The organism is Phycisphaerae bacterium (assembly GCA_035275405.1).
GTDB lineage: Bacteria > Planctomycetota > Phycisphaerae > UBA1845 > UTPLA1 > DATEMU01.
Genome location: DATEMU010000015.1, coordinates 206,465 through 222,876, shown reverse-complemented (window position 1 = coordinate 222,876; position 16,412 = coordinate 206,465). Strand labels below are relative to the sequence as shown.

Sequence of the window (16,412 nt, the reverse complement as noted above, 5' to 3'; positions counted from 1 at the left end):
CCGTTCGAGCGTCTACTTCGCCTCGATACAAATCGCCCTCTGGAGGTCTGGGCCGCATTATAGAAAGGGGAAAATGTCCATCAAGTGCGGTTTCGCCGCCGTCCGGAAGTGGCCGCGGCATCGGTGAAAAACGCGTCGATCCGCAAATGGGTCTGGGGTGCCATGGTCTGACTGCGAAGCGGGCAGGCCGTGTGGGAAATGCACGCCACGGCCTCGCTGCTGCGAGACCTTGCCACCCGAACTGTCAATTGAGACGGACTATTAGTCCCCGACCCCCGTCGTGAACGACCAGACCCGACCCGGCACCACATGAGTTCCGTCGTCCGCAACGACCTGCCAGAAGTATGTCGTCTGCGGTGCAAGGGTCGGCGGTTGGCAGAAAGTCTCCGCAATGTCACTGCAGATCGGCGTGTTCGGCGGAGAACTGGTTCCGAACAACACGTCGAAGGTCAGGGGGCATGTCACCACCCACTCTTTCGTGACGATGTTGGACAGGCGAGTCTGTTCCTGTGAGTCCACGAACGACGCCTGGATCTGATCGATGCCGGGCCCGCCCGCGTCCGAATACGTGAAGCTCGCCTGGCCGCTTCCGTTCGTGTCCACCGTGCCACTGACGCCTTGATTCGGCCCGGCAATGACGCTGAACGTCACCGTTCGCTCGGCCACGGGCTGTCCCTGCTCATTCGTCACGGTGGCAGTTACCGTGTGCTCGGTCCCGACCGGATTCGTCGCGCCGGTCGGCCCGAGGACGATGCCCTCTCCGAGTACCGCCGCGCCGGAAAGGCCGAACGCACCGAAGAAGATATTGTCGTCGTTGGAAGGGTTGCCCGTGTGGACAGCGATTTGCGTATCTGCGCTGGTGATGAAGGGAAGGAGCGAATAAAGCTCGTCGTCCGTGCGGCAGTCTGCTGCGCCACCCATCGGATCGACGGGATTGTCGATATCGTCATCCAGCCCGCCGACCGTAACGAGTTCGCCATCAAGCCCGCTGCAGCCGGGCGGGCCGTCGTCCTGCCCGCCGGCTGATGAGGTCAATCGCTGGGAGTTAACGTCGACCAGGCTCACCTGGTTCGTCGGCTGAAATCCAAAGGAGATTCCCAGGCTCATGACCGCCACGGCCCCTGCCGACTCCGGGTTGATTGGCTCGGCCAGCGTGATCCCGAAGTCATCGCCTGCGAGAGCTTGCGCGCCGAAGAGAAGGATGACCGTGCGATCGGCCGGTTGCGCGGGATCGTTGAACACCACCGCCAGCACTTCGCCATCGATGGAGGTGGGGCCGACCTCCGAAAACGAGAACGCCATCCGGCCCGCCGGCGCGCCGTCGATGATCGGGGCCAGGAGCGTCGTCACATCGGCGAGATGATTGAAACTACTGATCGCGGAGGGAACAGAATCGCTCCACGTCACGCCCGCGTCCGGTGGAGTGATCCGAACGTCGCCGTCCACAAGCTGCCGACCGGAAAAGCCCGCCGACGCGGCCAATACAAAGGCCTTGCGAACCGTGGCCAGCGCACTGGGCTTTTGCACTTCGATGGTATGGGAAGTCGAATTGGATCCGCCGCCGTCAACGGACAGAAACACCCGCCCGACGGCGGAATAAAACTCCGACAGTGACGCGCTGGGCTCGCCACCGCGGGGGGTGACGTTTTCCACGACGGTGTAAACGGGTGACTCCAGCGTGGCGCGCAGACGCGCCGCAGTGTTCCACGACAATACGACATCCAGCGGGATGTCCGTGGCGCCGTCCATTGGATCGGGGTTGTCCACCGCATCCGGCGGAGAATCGCACTCATCCGGCACGCCGTTAATATTGCAATCCTGGCTGGTCCCTTCGGAAATGTCCTCGCCGTCCAGGATTCCGTTCGAGTTGCAATCCAGCTGCCCGGGACCCGGCGGCTCTGCCGGCGGCCCTGGTCGCGGGATGACAAAGACGACCGTTTCCCCTTCGGCGAAATCCTCCTGCCAGACAAACTCCCCCTGAGCCAGGACCGTCCCCGGCTGGACAAGAGCACTGTCCAGCGAGAAAACGGCTTGGCTCACGACTGCGACGACCGTTAACACCCGTGTCCGAGTCGGCAGTGCCTCGGCATTGGCTTCGGGCCCCTCCGCCGCGAGTCGGCGAACCGTCTCGCGGACATCGTTATCGTTGATGACATAGCGCGCGGTGACGACAACCGGCAGACCGGATTGGTTCTCCACCCGCAGGACGACGTTCCCGCCGGGGCCTACCAGCTCCAGTGTCTCCGCGAAGAATGGGCAACCCGCCGCACAAGCGATGAGCGCCGCGGACAGCACCGCGGCCGAAGTCCTTCCCCAACCGGATAGACGCATGGTAGACGCCCCTCAAACTCCGCGATCACCCTGAAACGTTGAATTGATTGACAATGCCGCCAAACCGGCCTGTCCCCCTTCGCTTACCCTTAATGGTAGACCGAGTATCGCCCAATGGCAAACGCGAGGGTCCGCCAACCGGCACGGTATGCGGACCATCAGACGCCGTTCAAATGGATCGGCCGGGCTTATTCGAAAAGGAGGGGTTGTTCGGGGATTTCGCCCGCGAGTTCGGCCCCGTTCAGGCGCTGCAAATAATCCGCTAACTCACTTTCGGTGAAGGCGATGAGAAATTCCGGACGTGCGGAGCGGTTTACTTCGCGGATCCGGCCGATCAACTCCTGTTTCGACATCACTTCATACTCCAGCGTCCCGGATGCGTGCATGGACTGTTTCCCAGGCGATGATTTTTGTGAAACCCGCGGCCGAGGGACCGTCCGCGAACTTCGGCGTCTGTCGTATCGACCCGCTTTCAGGGCGCCCTTTAGGGTCGCCTCCACGCGCTCGTGGCGACGAAACAAGAAACGGCCCGCCGGTCTTGCGCGTTGCCCGCGCAGGTTCCTCCACCAGCAATCGGCGGGCCTTGGTTCAAGGCCGATTTGAAATGAAGGGTCTTCGGCAACATTTACGGGGCGGGAGAGCCGGCCGCGGCCGGCGCCCTCAAAAAAAGAGTTGCCGTCTCGTCACAATGCAGCACAGTCCAAGCCTCGCTCGTGGTCAGATATTGGGCCATACGCGAACCCGTTCTGACCATGGCCAGGTCGATCTTGCGCGCCGGCGCCTCCCCTTCGATCTTGGAAGGGTTTCTTAGAAGGTCCACGAAGTGCAGGAGGAATTCGTCGCCGTACAACTCGCACCGATCGTCGATGTACACCTTCGCGGGAACCCGCTGGTAGATAAGGTAGCCCGCGAATAGCATATCGTTGAAAATCCGCGCTTCAGTCCCTCGGTCACGTAGATAGACTTTGGCCGCCCGCGTCGCCGCGATCGGCCAGTAGTCCGCATCGAGCCGCGCCCAGCCCGCCCCGATCAAAGGGATCCGCCACCCGGCCATTTGGATCAGGAGACTGGCGACAATGGGCAGCCCGCAAACGACAACACACGGCCACGATGCGCGACGCGTAGCAAGCGCCTCGCCAAGAAACCGCCGCCTCAGCGTCGGCCGCTGCATCCAACGGCAAACCGGCGCCATTTCCGCAATCACCACCGCTGCGGTCACGACAAAAAGCGGGCCATGCCGCACTCGCAGAAACGCCAACGGCAGCCAAAGGAGCGGAACCAGCCAAGTCACCCGGACGTCCGAGCGGTTGCAGCCCAATAGCATCGCCAGATAGATGCCCGCCAGCGCCCCGAGAATCAGACTCTCCGGACTCCCGAGAGCAACGCGACCGTGTTCGCTGATGATTGTCGGCAGGACTTTCGATGTGCTCAGCGCAGTCCAAACCCGGACCATCTCGACGCCGTACGGATTGACAAGTATGGAAGCCCCGCAAAGCGCGGCAATGACCACACAGACCGCCGGTCTGATTCCTGTTGCGCCGACTTTGTCCTTGGCCTGACTTCGTAGCGACAAGATAGCCCACGCCGTCAACACGACGATCGTCGTGAGAACGCCCGCCAAAGCCCCGCCGTGTACGTTCGTCCACAAAACCATGATTGGCGGCAATGCATACAACCATCGCGCGGAGCGCCCCCCCGACTCGATGTCCACCAGCAGCCCCAGCGTCCACGCTGTCAGTGCGATGGTCACTAGATGCGGTCGCACATGAAAGTGATAGCTGCAGCCCGCCAGGAACAGGGCCAGAAGCAACGCAGCCGCGGGCGCACGAAACCCCCCGCGGCGCAGGCGACCGTAGAGCCAGGCAAACGTCGCGGCGATCAGCATAGCCCCGACGAGCAGGAGCCCGTCCAGCCCCGCCGCGCGATGGACTACCGCCATCACACACTCGCCCAACCACTGCTGGGCGATCCACGGCCGCCCTTCAAAAGTAAAGCTGAACGGATCCGTCGTGATCAGCCTATGGCGCTCGAGAATCCGTTCGCCGACGACCGTATGCCAGAACGTCCCCGGATCGCGGAGCAATCGCTCAAAACCAAGGGCCAACAGGGTGACCCAGAGGATCAGAAAGCACGACAGCGCGGGTGTCCAACCGCGGAGGCGATTTCGGCTGACTTCATCCATGTTACAGTCGTATCGGCCATCGGACGGACCGAGTTTGCGAAACGGACATAATCGTAAATCGAACGAGGATTCGAAACCCGCCGTGCCGACGCCCGCTAAAGCGAGACGTGCTCAGGCTCTCGAGGCGACGGCCATTCGCTTCAGCCCATTGCCCAGCGCAATGCCCAGCGAATCAAACACCAGCCCGGTATGCGCGTTGCGCCCAATTTGGTACTCCGCCGTTCCCGCGGCCCGGATCGCTGCAATCATCGAGCGTGGGTCGACTCCCGCGGCCAATTCGCGGATGACCCCCTCGTCCGGGAGCGCCGCCGGCTCGTATCCGACCGCGACGCGCTGAATGTCGCGGAGTATCGTCGCCGTCATCGCGATGACCAGAAGTCGCGCCTGCCGCGCGACGTTGGCGTCCGCGTCCACCATCACTTCTTCCTCGTCCTCCTCTTCGACATCCTCCTCCACCGTCTCCACGACGGTGCGCTCTTCGAGGTCCTCGCTCAACCCCTTCGCCAACTCCGCCAGCGCCTTGCCGCAGCCCAGGGGATCACGTGCGGCCGAGCCGATCGCCTCGAGGACCGGTGGGACCCGCTCGAACACCTTGGCTTCAACGTAGCGACCCGCCGGCCCCAGGCTTCCCTGACACAGTTCCGCCAGAAATCGCGCCGCTTCCGGGCTCGCGCCATGTCGCTCAAGAACCTGCGCCACCACGAAGTCGAGTGGCAATCCCCGGAACGAAATGTGCTGGCAACGTGACCGAGTTGTCGGCAGGAGGGCGTCAGGAGAGGCCGCCAGAAGGATGAGATATCCGGGACCGGGCGGTTCTTCCAGCGTCTTGAGCAGGGCATTCTGTGCCTGAGCGCTCATTCGCTCCGCCTCCACCACGACGAACACCTTTGCCCGCCCGCGCGACGGTCGTTTGGCGATCTCGTTGATGACGAAATGCCGGACCACATCGACACTCAGATCAAGCGCCTTACGCTTTTGGACTTTGGTATCGGGATGAAACCGATTGAGCCGCCGGTAGATGCGATGAAAGTCCGGATGATTGCCGGCGGCAAGTAACGTGCAGTCCGTACAAGCGCCGCACGCGTCCGTCCACGATTCCGCCCCGCCATCTAGCGAAGCAATCTCTACCGGCGATGCGCAAAGCAGCCGCGCCGCGAACCGCGAGGCGAGCATCTCCTTGCCCACCCCGGGCGGGCCGCTGAACAGGTACGCGTGCGGGACACGCCCGGACGCCAGCGCCCGTTGCAGGCGCTTCTGGGCAGACTCCTGGTGCAGTACGTCAGAGAGCGGCATGCGCGATGGCTTCCATTACGCGGGCCTGAACCTCATCGACCGAGCCCACGCCGTCCACAATGGCCACCGGCGCGGGATAATATTTCGGCAGCTCCAAAAACAACTCCCGCACTCGCTGGTGAAAATCCATCGGCCGGGACTCCATCGCGTCCGGATGCACGTCGTGAAAGAGCGTTGGGTGCCGATCGCCGGTCGCCTCGCTTTTCTTGTTGTTGACGGGCCGCTTGGTCCGCTCCAACCCCGCCGCCAGCGGGACATCCAGCACGATCGTCAAGTGCGGCCACTGGTCCCCGATGGCAAACTTCGCCAGTTCTACTACTCTCCGCGGGTCAAACCCCGCCGCGCCCTGATAGGCACACGTCGCCGACACAAATCGATCGCCCAGGCACGTCTTCCCCGCCGACAGCGCCGGCCCGATCACTTGCGTGACCAGTTGCGCCCGCGACGCCATGAACAAGAACGCCTCGCAGCGAACATCCATCGCCGACAGGTCGAAATCTAATAGCACGTGCCGAATCCGATCGCCGATCGGCGTTCCGCCGGGATCGCGCGCCAATATCGTCTCGATGCCGGCATCGGCAAGTTGCTGGGTGAGTCGCGCGAGCTGCGCCCCCTTGCCGGCGCCATCGATGCCGTCGAAGACGATGTATTTGCCGCGCAGCCGAACCAGCGCCTTATCCGCCATGCTCGCCCCCCCGCCTCAGGCCGATCGCCTGATACACGTCCGCCGCGTTGTAGCTCGAACGCACAAACGGTCCCGACGCCACCGACCGGAACCCCAACGCGCGCGCCTCCTCCGCAATCTCGTCGAACTCCTCCGGCGGATAGAAACGCGCCACGGGCGCATGGTCCTCCGACGGTCGCAAGTACTGCCCGACGGTCAGAATGTCCACGTCCGCCTCGCGCAGGTCGCGCATCGTCCGCGACAACTCCACCCGCGTCTCCCCCAGTCCGACCATCAACCCGCTCTTGGTGAAAATCTCCGGCCGCATCGATTTAACCTTGCGCAGCACGTCCAGGGTCCGGCGGTATTTCGCCTGCGGTCGGATGGAAGGCGACAGCCGTTCCACCGTCTCCTGATTGTGGTTGTAAATGTCCGGACCCGCTTCGCAAAGCGTCGCCAGCAGCTCATCCCGCGCGTGAAAATCCGCCGGCAGTACTTCGATCGCACAGTCCGGGACGGCGCCGCGAATCTCCCGCACGCACTCCGCAAAATGCCCCGCCCCTTCGTCCGCCAGATCGTCCCGCGCGACCGCCGTAATGACCACGTGTCGAAGGTCCAGCTTCGCGACGGCATCGGCCAGTCGCTTGGGCTCCGTCGCGCTCGGTGGGTCGGGCCGCGCCGTCGCGACCGCGCAAAAGTGGCACCGTCGCGTACATTTATCGCCCAGAATCATGAACGTGGCATGTCGGTGCGACCAGCATTCGCTCAAATTCGGGCACCGCGCCTCCTCGCACACCGTCGCCACGCCGCTGTCCGCCACGATCCGCCGCGTTTGCAACAGCACATCGCCCGTCGGCAGCGGCCGCTTCAGCCAGGAGGGCAATCTCCGCTCGCGTGGCGCTGAACTGGGTTGCACGACCGTAAGTTGCATAGAATCCTTGTGGTCCCGGCTGCGAGCCGTTGGAAACCCCCCAAAGGGGATAACAGCTCAGTATAGCCGGTTTACGCCGATCATCGAACCGCGTAGGGTAAGATGCGGAGGCTCGGTTCGTACGGCCCGCTCACAACTGCGAGGTGTGCCATGATTCAGCTCCGCCGAATCCTGTTTCCCACGGACTTCTCCGAACTCTCCCTCCACGCCCTGACCTACGCGCGCTCCTTTGCGGAGGCGTACAAGGCCGAGCTACACGTCTTGCACGTCGTGGACGAGGCCTATCAATACTGGATGGCTACGGCCCCCAACGCCATGCCGATCGGCCCGTCGCCCGCCGACATCGCCAGGGATGCCAAGGCGGAACTGGACAAGTTCGTCAAGAAAAACCTCTCCGGCGTCACGACACCTCTATCCTCGACGATGATCGTTGGCCGGCCGTTCCTGGAGATCATCCGCTACGCCCGCGACAAGGAAATCGATCTCATCGTCCTCGGAACACATGGCCGCGGCGGCCTCAGCCACGTCCTGCTCGGCTCCGTCGCGGAAAAAATCGTCCGCAAGTCCCCCTGCCCGGTCTTGACGATCCGCCACCCCGAGCACGAATTCGTGATGCCGTAGAGGTAGAGCTGGCTCAGCCCGCCGCCGTGCCACGACCACGTAAGTGCCCGTTATGGCACCATCATCGCGGCCAAATCCGGCGGCTTGAAGGCCTCGGCCCCGCACAGCGACCCCTGGTGAATCTCGATCGGTCGATTCGTGGACTCTCCCGCTTCCTGAATCGCCTCGGCCAATGCCGCTCGCGCCCGCTCGTCGTTGCGCATCAGCACGACCACTTCGCCTCCGGCCCCCCCCCCGGTCACCTTGGCCCCAAAGAGCCCTGCTTCCGCCCCGCGCCGTCGAACGCACTGCGTAATCCGATCCGCTTCCGCCCCGCCAATTCCACAGCGCTGGCTGTAGCTCCAATGGGAGGCATACATCCGCTCACCCGCCTCAATCAACGCACTGGCTGCCCCGGTCCGCCGGGCCAGGGCGATGAACGACACGAATTCCTGTACGCGCTGGTTTTCGTAGATGTGGTGTTCCAGCCGCGAGCGTACCTTGTAAACGGCTTTGCCATTCGCCTCCCCGTCCAACCCGCGAAAGTCCCCGAACGACGCCGTGAAGGCCTTTCCGGAGATCTTCAATGGCAGGCGGTTGCGATAGTTCTCAACATAGTCGACCGGCGAAATCGCCGCCAGGAGCGCCTGGGCCTTCTCCGGAGACATCCCGTCGCGCGCGCGGAGCTGGTGGATCATCCGCTCGCCCATCTCCGCGCACAACTTCGTTTCCAGCAAACGTTCGCGTTTGGTCGGCCGGTCTAATTGGGTTCGTACGACCGCCATCGTCACGCCATTGGGAAGGGTGAGCGGTTCGCACTCGGGTTGGGGACGGAAGCGCATCTGCATCAGCGCGCCGTCTCCCTTTCCGCAAAACGCCGTCATGGCCGCTCGAACCCGGCGCAGTCCTGTGAGCGGCATGGCCGCTTCGGAAGCCATCGTCGCCCGCTTCCAAGGCTCAACGGTCTTGCCATAAAGTTTGCAGAGCCCGTCGAGCACAGCCGTCGCCGTCGCACACGGCCGGCCCAGGTCGGCGTCCGCCGGAAAATCGGATTGCAACAGAATTGTGAGGCCGGCGGATGGTTGGGGGAGGGTCTTTTCAGAAAACGCTCGATGCATCACCAGGCAGGCCGGAGCCGCCCACTCTGCTCCGGCAAGCCGGCAACGCTCGCTGAGACTCCCCGAATCCGCATCAGGAGCGGCGAAAGCAGAAACGCCAAACTTGATTTCGCTGGCGGTATCCCCATTCCCAGGAGAATCCAACCGGAGGCGAACCTCAGACCCGCCCGACTCCCACACAACCGCCCGGATCGCCAGGGCCAGCGTGGTCGTCAGGACCAGCGACCCCCGGTCTTCACAAAGCCCCCCCATGACATCCACGGCGCCCGGCGCCTGGGCCATCTCGATGCGGCCCTTCGGCTGACCGTGCGCGGCGAACGCGGCTCGCAGAGCCTCGCTCAGTCGATGCAGCGACGCACCCTCGTCCATCGTTTGACCCATGCGACCGACCAGTTCTGATGCGTCCGCTGAAGCGCCGGCCCTATTCAGGCTCGGCCGACTTCGCGCAGGACGTGTTCGTTGACGAAAATCGGAGTCTCGCTCGCCACGCCCAGCGCAATCGCGTCCGAGGGGCGACTATCCACCTCGATCACTTCACCCTGGGCCCGAATGACCAGTTTCGCGTAGAACGTATGTTCCTTCAAGTCGTTGATAACGATTTTTTCCAGCTCGCCGTGCAGCCGCTCGATGATGTCCGCCATCAAGTCGTGCGTCATCGGCCGCGGTCGCTTGTAGCCTTTGAGCCGCCGATCGATCGCGCACGCCTCTGAGTCCCCGATGACGATGGGAAATTCTCGCTCGCCGCCACGCTCTCTCAAAAAAATGATCTGCTGGTCGTGCGCATCCTGAATCACGATCCTCGCGAGATCCATCCGCACTTCCATGACCGCCTCCGCCCAAGTTCGAACTAGAGCGTACCCAACTGCGCCGGAGTTTGCAACATGCCCGAATGTGAATCGCCGAATCAACGAGACAACGACGTCTCATTGGCGAGCCTCTATGGGCCTAAGGGATTTCCGCTATGTGGCTTTCAATCAAGCGAATTTGTCCGGCAAGGTCGGTGACGCGCTGCCGGGCCTGCTCGACAACCGCGGGATCGGCCCGTTTCACAAAGTCCTCGCTCCCTAAGCGGGCCTCCTCGCGTGACTTGGCGGCGCGCAGCGATTCCAGCTTCACTTGCTCCGAACGTTTCACCTCTCCGAGGTCGACGAGAGTTCCGACCGGCGCGTAAACCTGGATCGAGCCCTCGATTCGGCTCATCGCCCCTGCCGGTTTGGCAGCGTTTGGCCCGACTTCCAACAAATCACAGCCCGCCAGCGGTCGAATAAATTCCCGATAGCGATCCACCAATTGGCAAACCACCTCATCCGCCCGGATCGTCGCGCTCGGCAAGCTTCGAATAGACGGGGCCTTAGCCTTGCCCCGATAGTCGTTCACGTCGCTGCGGATGTCGCGCAGACTGCGGATGATGGCCTGGAGGCTCTGCATCTCCTTTTCCGCCGTCTTATCGCGCAACCCTGGCTCCTGCATCGGCCATGCAGCGGTAACGAGCATGGACTCGGCCTGTTTTGGCTCGCGCAGCCCGCGGAAGGGAGCGGCCCTGTTCAATTCTTCCCAGATCGCCTCCGTCACAAACGGGACGATCGGGTGCAACATCCGCAACAACCGGTCGAGAACGAAAACGAGGACCTGTTGCGCGACGGCGCGTTCTCCCTCTCCCTCGGGAGAGGGTTGGGGTGAGGGCGATCCGAGCCGCGGCTTGGTCATCTCGATATACCAACTGCAATACTCATCCCACATGAACCGATACACGCACCCGACTGCTTCGCTGAACCGATACTTGTCCAGCGCCGCGTTCATCTCTTCCTCGCACGCCGCCATCCGCGACAGAATCCACCGATCCACCAGCCCGAGCGACTTTGGATCAAGCGGCTTGGTCGCATAACCGGCGAGGTTGGGAAGTACAAACCCCGTCGCCGCCTGCCACAGCTTGTTGCAGAAATTCCGCCCCTTCTCAAACTTCTCGCTGACGTTGATCGTCCGCCCGTCCGGCAGCTTCTTCGGCTTGACCGGCAAACGGATGTCCTGCGTCTCCGTCGCCAGCTCCGCCAGCGTGAACCGCAGCGCATCCGCCCCGTATTCGTCGATGATGTCCACCGGATCAACGCCGTTGCCTAGGCTCTTGGACATCTTCCGCCCCTGCCCGTCCTGGATGACCGGATGGATCACCACCTCCCCAAACGGCACATCGCCGACGTTGTATAGGCCGGTAATGACCATGCGCGCTACCCAAAGCGTGATGATCTCTCGCGCCGTCGAAAGCACGCTCGTCGGATAGAAGTTTCCGAGCAAATTGTCGTATTTCTCCGGCTCCGGCCACCCTAACGTCGAATGCGGCCACAGGGCGGAGGAGAACCACGTATCTAGGACGTCGCGGTCCTGCTCCGGCAAGTCGGCAATGCCCAAGAAGTCCATCGCGATATTGAATGCACGCTCGTGAGCGGCGCTCTTGTAAGTAGTTCCATCACTTTGATGAAAGAACTCATCGTCGCAAGTTGCAAACAACCACGTGACTAACGCGTCAAAAGCTTCTTTCGGTTTTTCGCTCCGAAGACAAACATACGTATTCGATGATTGCTGATCCGCCTGAACTGCTACTTCGTCGGAGAGTCCAAGCGAAGTAAAGTACTCGCGGAGTTTCTCGACGAAATCCGAAGGAGATGGCGATTTCGTTCCATCAACCAACGTCGATGGTTCAATGCACCACACCGGTATCCGATGCCCCCACCAAAGCTGCCGGCTGATGCACCAGTCCCGCTTCTCGCTCAGCCAATCGACGTAGGAATTCTCGTATCGCGGAGGATAAAACCGCACATCCCCGCGCTTCACCGCATCGATCGCCATCTGCGCGAGCCCCGGCGCCTTGTGCCGCAGCCCCTCGATCCGCGCCGCGTGTTCCGGCTCCAGATCGCCCATCCGGACGAACCACTGATCCGACAGATACGGCTCAATCGGCTGATTGCTCCGATCCGAATGCGCCAGATCGATCAGCCGATCCTCGATCTTCTCGACCAGCCCGCGGGCCTCCAAGTCCTCGACAACCTTCTTCCGCACGTCGGGAAACTTCATCCCCTTGTACGCCCCGCCCTGCTCGCTCACGCGGCCGTCGGGCGTCATCACGTTGATCATGGGCAGATCGTGCCGCCGCCCGACGTCGTAGTCGTTCGCATCGTGCGCCGGCGTGATCTTCACGCACCCGCTGCCCAGGTTCGGCTGCGCCCACTCGTCGCAGATGAGCGGAATCTCCCGCTCCATCAGCGGCAAGATCACCTTGCGACCGTCGCGGGCCATGTCGCGAAGTTTGATCAGCGTCGGCAGCAGCGTCCGCCGCCGCTCGCCGATGTCATCGATCTGCGCCTGAATCCCCGCCCGCTCCTTCTCCGCGCACTCCGCCAGCCTCCCCCGAAGTTCCTTCTCAGCTTTGTCCAGCGCCCCCGCCGGGTCCGGATGCACCGCCACCGCCGTATCACCCAGCATCGTCTCCGGTCGCGTCGTCGCCACATGCACGTGCGCGGGCTCGCCGGGCTTGGGGTCCTTCACAGGGTACTTGAAGTGGTAAAAATGCCCCTTCACCTCCTCGTGATACACCTCATCATCCGCCACGGCCGTCTGCAACTGCGTATCCCAGTTCACCAGCCGCTTTCCGCGGTGGATGAGTCCGTCGCGAAACATCTTGAAAAACGTCTCGCGGACGGCCTTCGCGCAGCCCTCGTCCAGCGTAAATCGCTCGCGCGAATAGTCGCACGAACAGCCCATCAGCCGAAGCTGTTCGATGATCCGCCCGCCGAACTTTTCCTTCCACTCCCAGATGCGCCGCACCAGCTCCTCGCGGCCCAGATCGCGCCGGCTCTTGCCCTCCTCCTTGCGGATCGTCTTCTCCACCATCGCCTGCGTGCCAATCCCCGCGTGATCCGTCCCGACGAGCCAGAAGGTGTTGAACCCTTCCATTCGCTTGCGGCGGACGAGGATGTCCTGAAGCGTGTTATTCAGTGCATGGCCCAGATGCAGCGCCCCCGTCACGTTCGGCGGTGGAATCACCATGCAGAAGCGCTTCTCCCGCGGCCTGTCGTCCGGCACTGCGCGAAACGCCCCGGACTCCTCCCAGCGCGCGAAGATGCGCTTTTCAACGGAAGCAGGCTCATAGGATTTCGATTCCTTACCCATCCAAATCACGCTCGTAGTGAAAACAAAAGATTATCAAGGACCTGAGGCTAAGTCGCAAGCCGACGATCGACTAACACCTTGGTAGCATGGCGAAGAATGCAAAGTCCCAGATGACGGATGCAATAAGCAGTATCAAACCAAGAACGGACAGTAACTTTTCCCACCAGCGGGCTGTTTCCATTCGTGCTACACAAACACAAAACAGCCAAATTGCCGCAATGTGCTGCATAGCCCAAAAGGGGATCACGATATTGCCGTACCCATAGAGTCCAATTGGCATCAACGGCCCGATCGACGAGACCAGAAAACATGCTACGGCTGGCGGCTTACTGCGAACTAACGACCTCGCTACGATCGTCTCCTTGATACACGTTCCACATTCAGGGCAGCGGCCACATGGCCGAAGCCCGCGGAGGTTATACGCGCATTTGATGCAATTCAGATCGCTATCGATTGATTCGTTTTGTACAACTTTTGTGCCCGCTGCGTCCACGGCACGATTATACACCAAAGCCGGTATAGCTATTGCGGCAAGTGACCTTTCATGATCTTTACGCCGCACCTCACGCCCCATTCGGCCGCGTCTCCTGATCCAGCTCAAACGCCGTATGCACCGCCTTCAGCGCCGTCTCCCCGTCGTCCTGCTTCACCACGCAACTGATCACGATCTCGCTCGTGCTGATGTTCTCGATATTCACGTTCGCCTGGTGCAGCGCCTCGAACATCCGGCTGGCCACGCCCGAATGCGTCCGCATCCCCACGCCGACGACTGACACCTTCGCCCGCCGGTCCTTGATTTCCATCATCATTCCCGGCATCTCGGCAGCGAGTTGGTTTCCCACCGCCCGCGCCGTCTCGATCGCCTCGGCGTCGATCGTAAAGCTGATATCCGCCGACGAACCGCCTTCATGGATGACCTGGATGATGTCGTCCACCATCACTTCGCGCTCCGCCACGCGCCGAAATATCTCGCTGGCGATGCCCGGCCGGTTGGGCACGCGATTGAGTTCCACCCGGGCGAGATTCTTCTTCAGCGCCGCCCCGCGCACGATGACCTGTTCCAGATCGGAGGAAACCTTCACGATGTCCGTTCCTTTCGCATCGGTAAAGCTGCTGCGGACGTGAATCCGCACGCCGTAGTTCTTGCCCAGCTCGATGCTCCGCGAGTGCATCACCTGCGCCCCGAGCGAGGCCATTTCGAGCATCTCGTCGTAGAAAATAAAATCCAGCTTGCGGGCCTTCGGCACCATCCGCGGATCGGCGGAGTAAATACCGTCCACGTCGGTATAAATCTCGCACACGTCCGCCTTGAGTGACGCCGCCAGCGCCACGGCCGTCGTGTCCGACCCGCCACGGCCCAGAGTTGTGATGTTCGCCGACTCGTCCACCCCCTGAAACCCCGCCACGATCACGACGCTGCCCTGGTTCAGGAAGCCCATAAGCCGCCCGCGCTCCGTGATCTCCCGAATCCGCGCCCGCCCGAACGATCGGTCCGTTCGCAGGCCAATCTGCCCACCCGTCAGGCTGATCGCATCGTGACCGGCATGGTGGATCGCCATCGCCATGAGCGCGATGGACACCTGTTCACCCGTCGCCAGGAGCTGGTCCATCTCCCGGCGGCTGGGCCGATCGGTAATCTGATACGCGAGGTCGATCAGCTCATCCGTCGTCTGGTCCATCGCCGACACGACCACCACGACGTGGTTGCCGTCCTGTTTCGCGCGGATCGCCCGTCGCGCCGCGCGGTGAATCTTCTCCGCGTTGGCCAGGCTCGTGCCGCCGAATTTCTGAACGATCAGTCCCATTCGCACCCTCTCTCCTTCCGTGAGGAGAGGGACATCCCCGCGAGTGATTATGAACGGGCCGCACCGAGCGTCAACGCCACACCAGTCGCCCCTCGCCGCGCCGGATCGTCCCAATGCGATAGACCGCCTCGCCGTGCCGCTTGAGCAGCGCCGCCGCGCTCTTCGCGAAAGCCGGTCGCACGATCAAGACGTACCCGATTCCCATGTTAAACACGCGGTACATCTCCTCCTCCGCGACGCCCGCCTTCTGAATCAGCTTGAAAATGGGAGGAATGGGCCAGCTCTCCCGAGTCAACTGCACGTCGCAGTTCTTGGGAATGACCCGCGGCACATTCCCTTCCAGCCCCCCGCCCGTAATATGCGCCATCGCCCGAACGATCCGCTTGCGGCGGTATTTTTTGAGCAAAGCCAGCACCGGCTTAACGTAGATACGCGTTGGTCGCAGCACCGCGTCCTCCAGCGGCTCGCCCAGATCGACCGGGAGGTGCCCGCGCTTTTTCAACTCCGCCAGGGCCTTTCGCACCAGCGCGTAACCGTTCGAATGGACCCCGCTCGATGCCAGCCCCAGCACGGCGTCCCCCGGCTCGACGTCACGCCCGTCGATGATCCGCCGCCGCTCCACCACACCGACGCTGAAGCCCGCCAGATCGAAATGCCCCGGCGCGTACAAATCCGGCAGCTCCGCCGTCTCGCCGCCAAGGAGAGCGCAACCTGCCAGCATGCAGCCGTCTGAAATCCCCGCGACGATTGTGGCAATCTCTTCCGGCTCCAGCCGGTGGCACGCCACATAGTCCAGAAAAAAAAGCGGCTCAGCCCCGCAGGTCAGCACGTCGTTGACATTCATCGCCACGAGATCGATGCCCAGTTCTCGCACCCGGCCGTACTCAATACCGACGAGCAGCTTCGATCCGACGCCGTCCGCCCCCGCCGCCAGCACCGGCTCCTTGTACCCGCGCTTGAGCAGCGCTTCCCGGAAATCGATCCGCATCAACCCCGAAAAGGCATTGTGCCGCGACATCACGCGCGGATCGTACGTCCGCCGCAGACTCTGCTTGATCCGCTCCACCATGCGATCGTTGGCGGTGATATCCACCCCCGCGGCCGCATAGGTGAGATCGTGGCGACCGTTCTTCGTCTTCACAGCCATGAAAAACTCGAGTGAGACCGGGCGCATCCGCGATATTGTCGCCGCCGGCGCGCTTCGACTCACCTTATCGTCGCGTTCATAGCCTGTCGACCAATCGTGTCGCCACTGCGCCTCGCAAAAGCGACTCGCCAGGGAACGACATGACTGGAGGTTGGAACCCGGCACCCTCGCCCGCTC

At 62.4% G+C, this 16,412-nt stretch carries 12 protein-coding genes; 1 reads left to right on the top strand and 11 read right to left on the bottom strand.

Annotated elements, in window-relative coordinates:
* Nucleotides 1–261 precede the first annotated feature (261 nt).
* From VJZ71_18675 to lipA, 6 genes are all read right to left on the bottom strand, one after another.
* The gene (locus VJZ71_18675; protein HKQ50108.1) at nt 262–2,331 is read right to left on the bottom strand and encodes an Ig-like domain-containing protein; all 2,070 of its coding nucleotides are present in this window, start codon (nt 2,329–2,331) and stop codon (nt 262–264) included.
* Nucleotides 2,332–2,519: 188 nt separating this feature from the next.
* Nucleotides 2,520–2,717 carry a hypothetical protein gene (locus tag VJZ71_18670; GenBank protein HKQ50107.1) on the bottom strand — a complete coding sequence of 66 codons (198 nt, stop codon included), beginning with the start codon at nt 2,715–2,717 and terminating at the stop codon, nt 2,520–2,522.
* A 239-nt stretch (nt 2,718–2,956) separates the two neighbouring features.
* Nucleotides 2,957–4,513 (bottom strand): hypothetical protein, encoded by a 1,557-nt coding sequence (locus VJZ71_18665; GenBank protein ID HKQ50106.1) that lies wholly within the window; start codon nt 4,511–4,513, stop codon nt 2,957–2,959.
* A gap of 111 nt (nt 4,514–4,624) precedes the next feature.
* Nucleotides 4,625–5,806 carry a DNA polymerase III subunit delta' gene (holB, locus tag VJZ71_18660; GenBank protein ID HKQ50105.1) on the bottom strand — a complete coding sequence of 394 codons (1,182 nt, stop codon included), beginning with the start codon at nt 5,804–5,806 and terminating at the stop codon, nt 4,625–4,627.
* On the bottom strand, nt 5,793–6,491 hold the full coding sequence (tmk, locus tag VJZ71_18655) for a dTMP kinase (protein HKQ50104.1): 699 nt from the start codon (nt 6,489–6,491) through the stop codon (nt 5,793–5,795). The genes holB and tmk overlap by 14 nt, the downstream gene beginning before the upstream one ends.
* The gene (gene lipA, locus VJZ71_18650) at nt 6,481–7,401 is read right to left on the bottom strand and encodes a lipoyl synthase (protein HKQ50103.1); all 921 of its coding nucleotides are present in this window, start codon (nt 7,399–7,401) and stop codon (nt 6,481–6,483) included. The genes tmk and lipA overlap by 11 nt, the downstream gene beginning before the upstream one ends.
* A 150-nt stretch (nt 7,402–7,551) precedes the next feature.
* On the opposite strand from lipA, the gene VJZ71_18645 reads away from it, so the two are divergent.
* On the top strand, nt 7,552–8,022 hold the full coding sequence (locus tag VJZ71_18645; protein ID HKQ50102.1) for a universal stress protein: 471 nt from the start codon (nt 7,552–7,554) through the stop codon (nt 8,020–8,022).
* A 50-nt stretch (nt 8,023–8,072) separates the two neighbouring features.
* Here the strand turns inward: VJZ71_18645 and VJZ71_18640 are convergent, their stop codons facing one another.
* The 5 genes from VJZ71_18640 to purM form a co-directional block, all read right to left on the bottom strand.
* Nucleotides 8,073–9,500, bottom strand: a complete 1,428-nt coding sequence (locus tag VJZ71_18640; protein ID HKQ50101.1) for a hypothetical protein — start codon at nt 9,498–9,500, stop codon at nt 8,073–8,075.
* Nucleotides 9,501–9,544: 44 nt separating this feature from the next.
* Nucleotides 9,545–9,943 carry a bifunctional nuclease family protein gene (locus VJZ71_18635; protein ID HKQ50100.1) on the bottom strand — a complete coding sequence of 133 codons (399 nt, stop codon included), beginning with the start codon at nt 9,941–9,943 and terminating at the stop codon, nt 9,545–9,547.
* A gap of 121 nt (nt 9,944–10,064) precedes the next feature.
* Entirely contained in the window at nt 10,065–13,283 is a 3,219-nt protein-coding gene (locus tag VJZ71_18630; GenBank protein HKQ50099.1) for a valine--tRNA ligase, read from the bottom strand.
* 563 nt (nt 13,284–13,846) lie between these two features.
* On the bottom strand, nt 13,847–15,088 hold the full coding sequence (locus tag VJZ71_18625) for an aspartate kinase (protein ID HKQ50098.1): 1,242 nt from the start codon (nt 15,086–15,088) through the stop codon (nt 13,847–13,849).
* A 70-nt stretch (nt 15,089–15,158) separates the two neighbouring features.
* Nucleotides 15,159–16,235 carry a phosphoribosylformylglycinamidine cyclo-ligase gene (gene purM, locus VJZ71_18620; GenBank protein HKQ50097.1) on the bottom strand — a complete coding sequence of 359 codons (1,077 nt, stop codon included), beginning with the start codon at nt 16,233–16,235 and terminating at the stop codon, nt 15,159–15,161.
* Between the last annotated feature and the right edge of the window lie 177 nt (nt 16,236–16,412).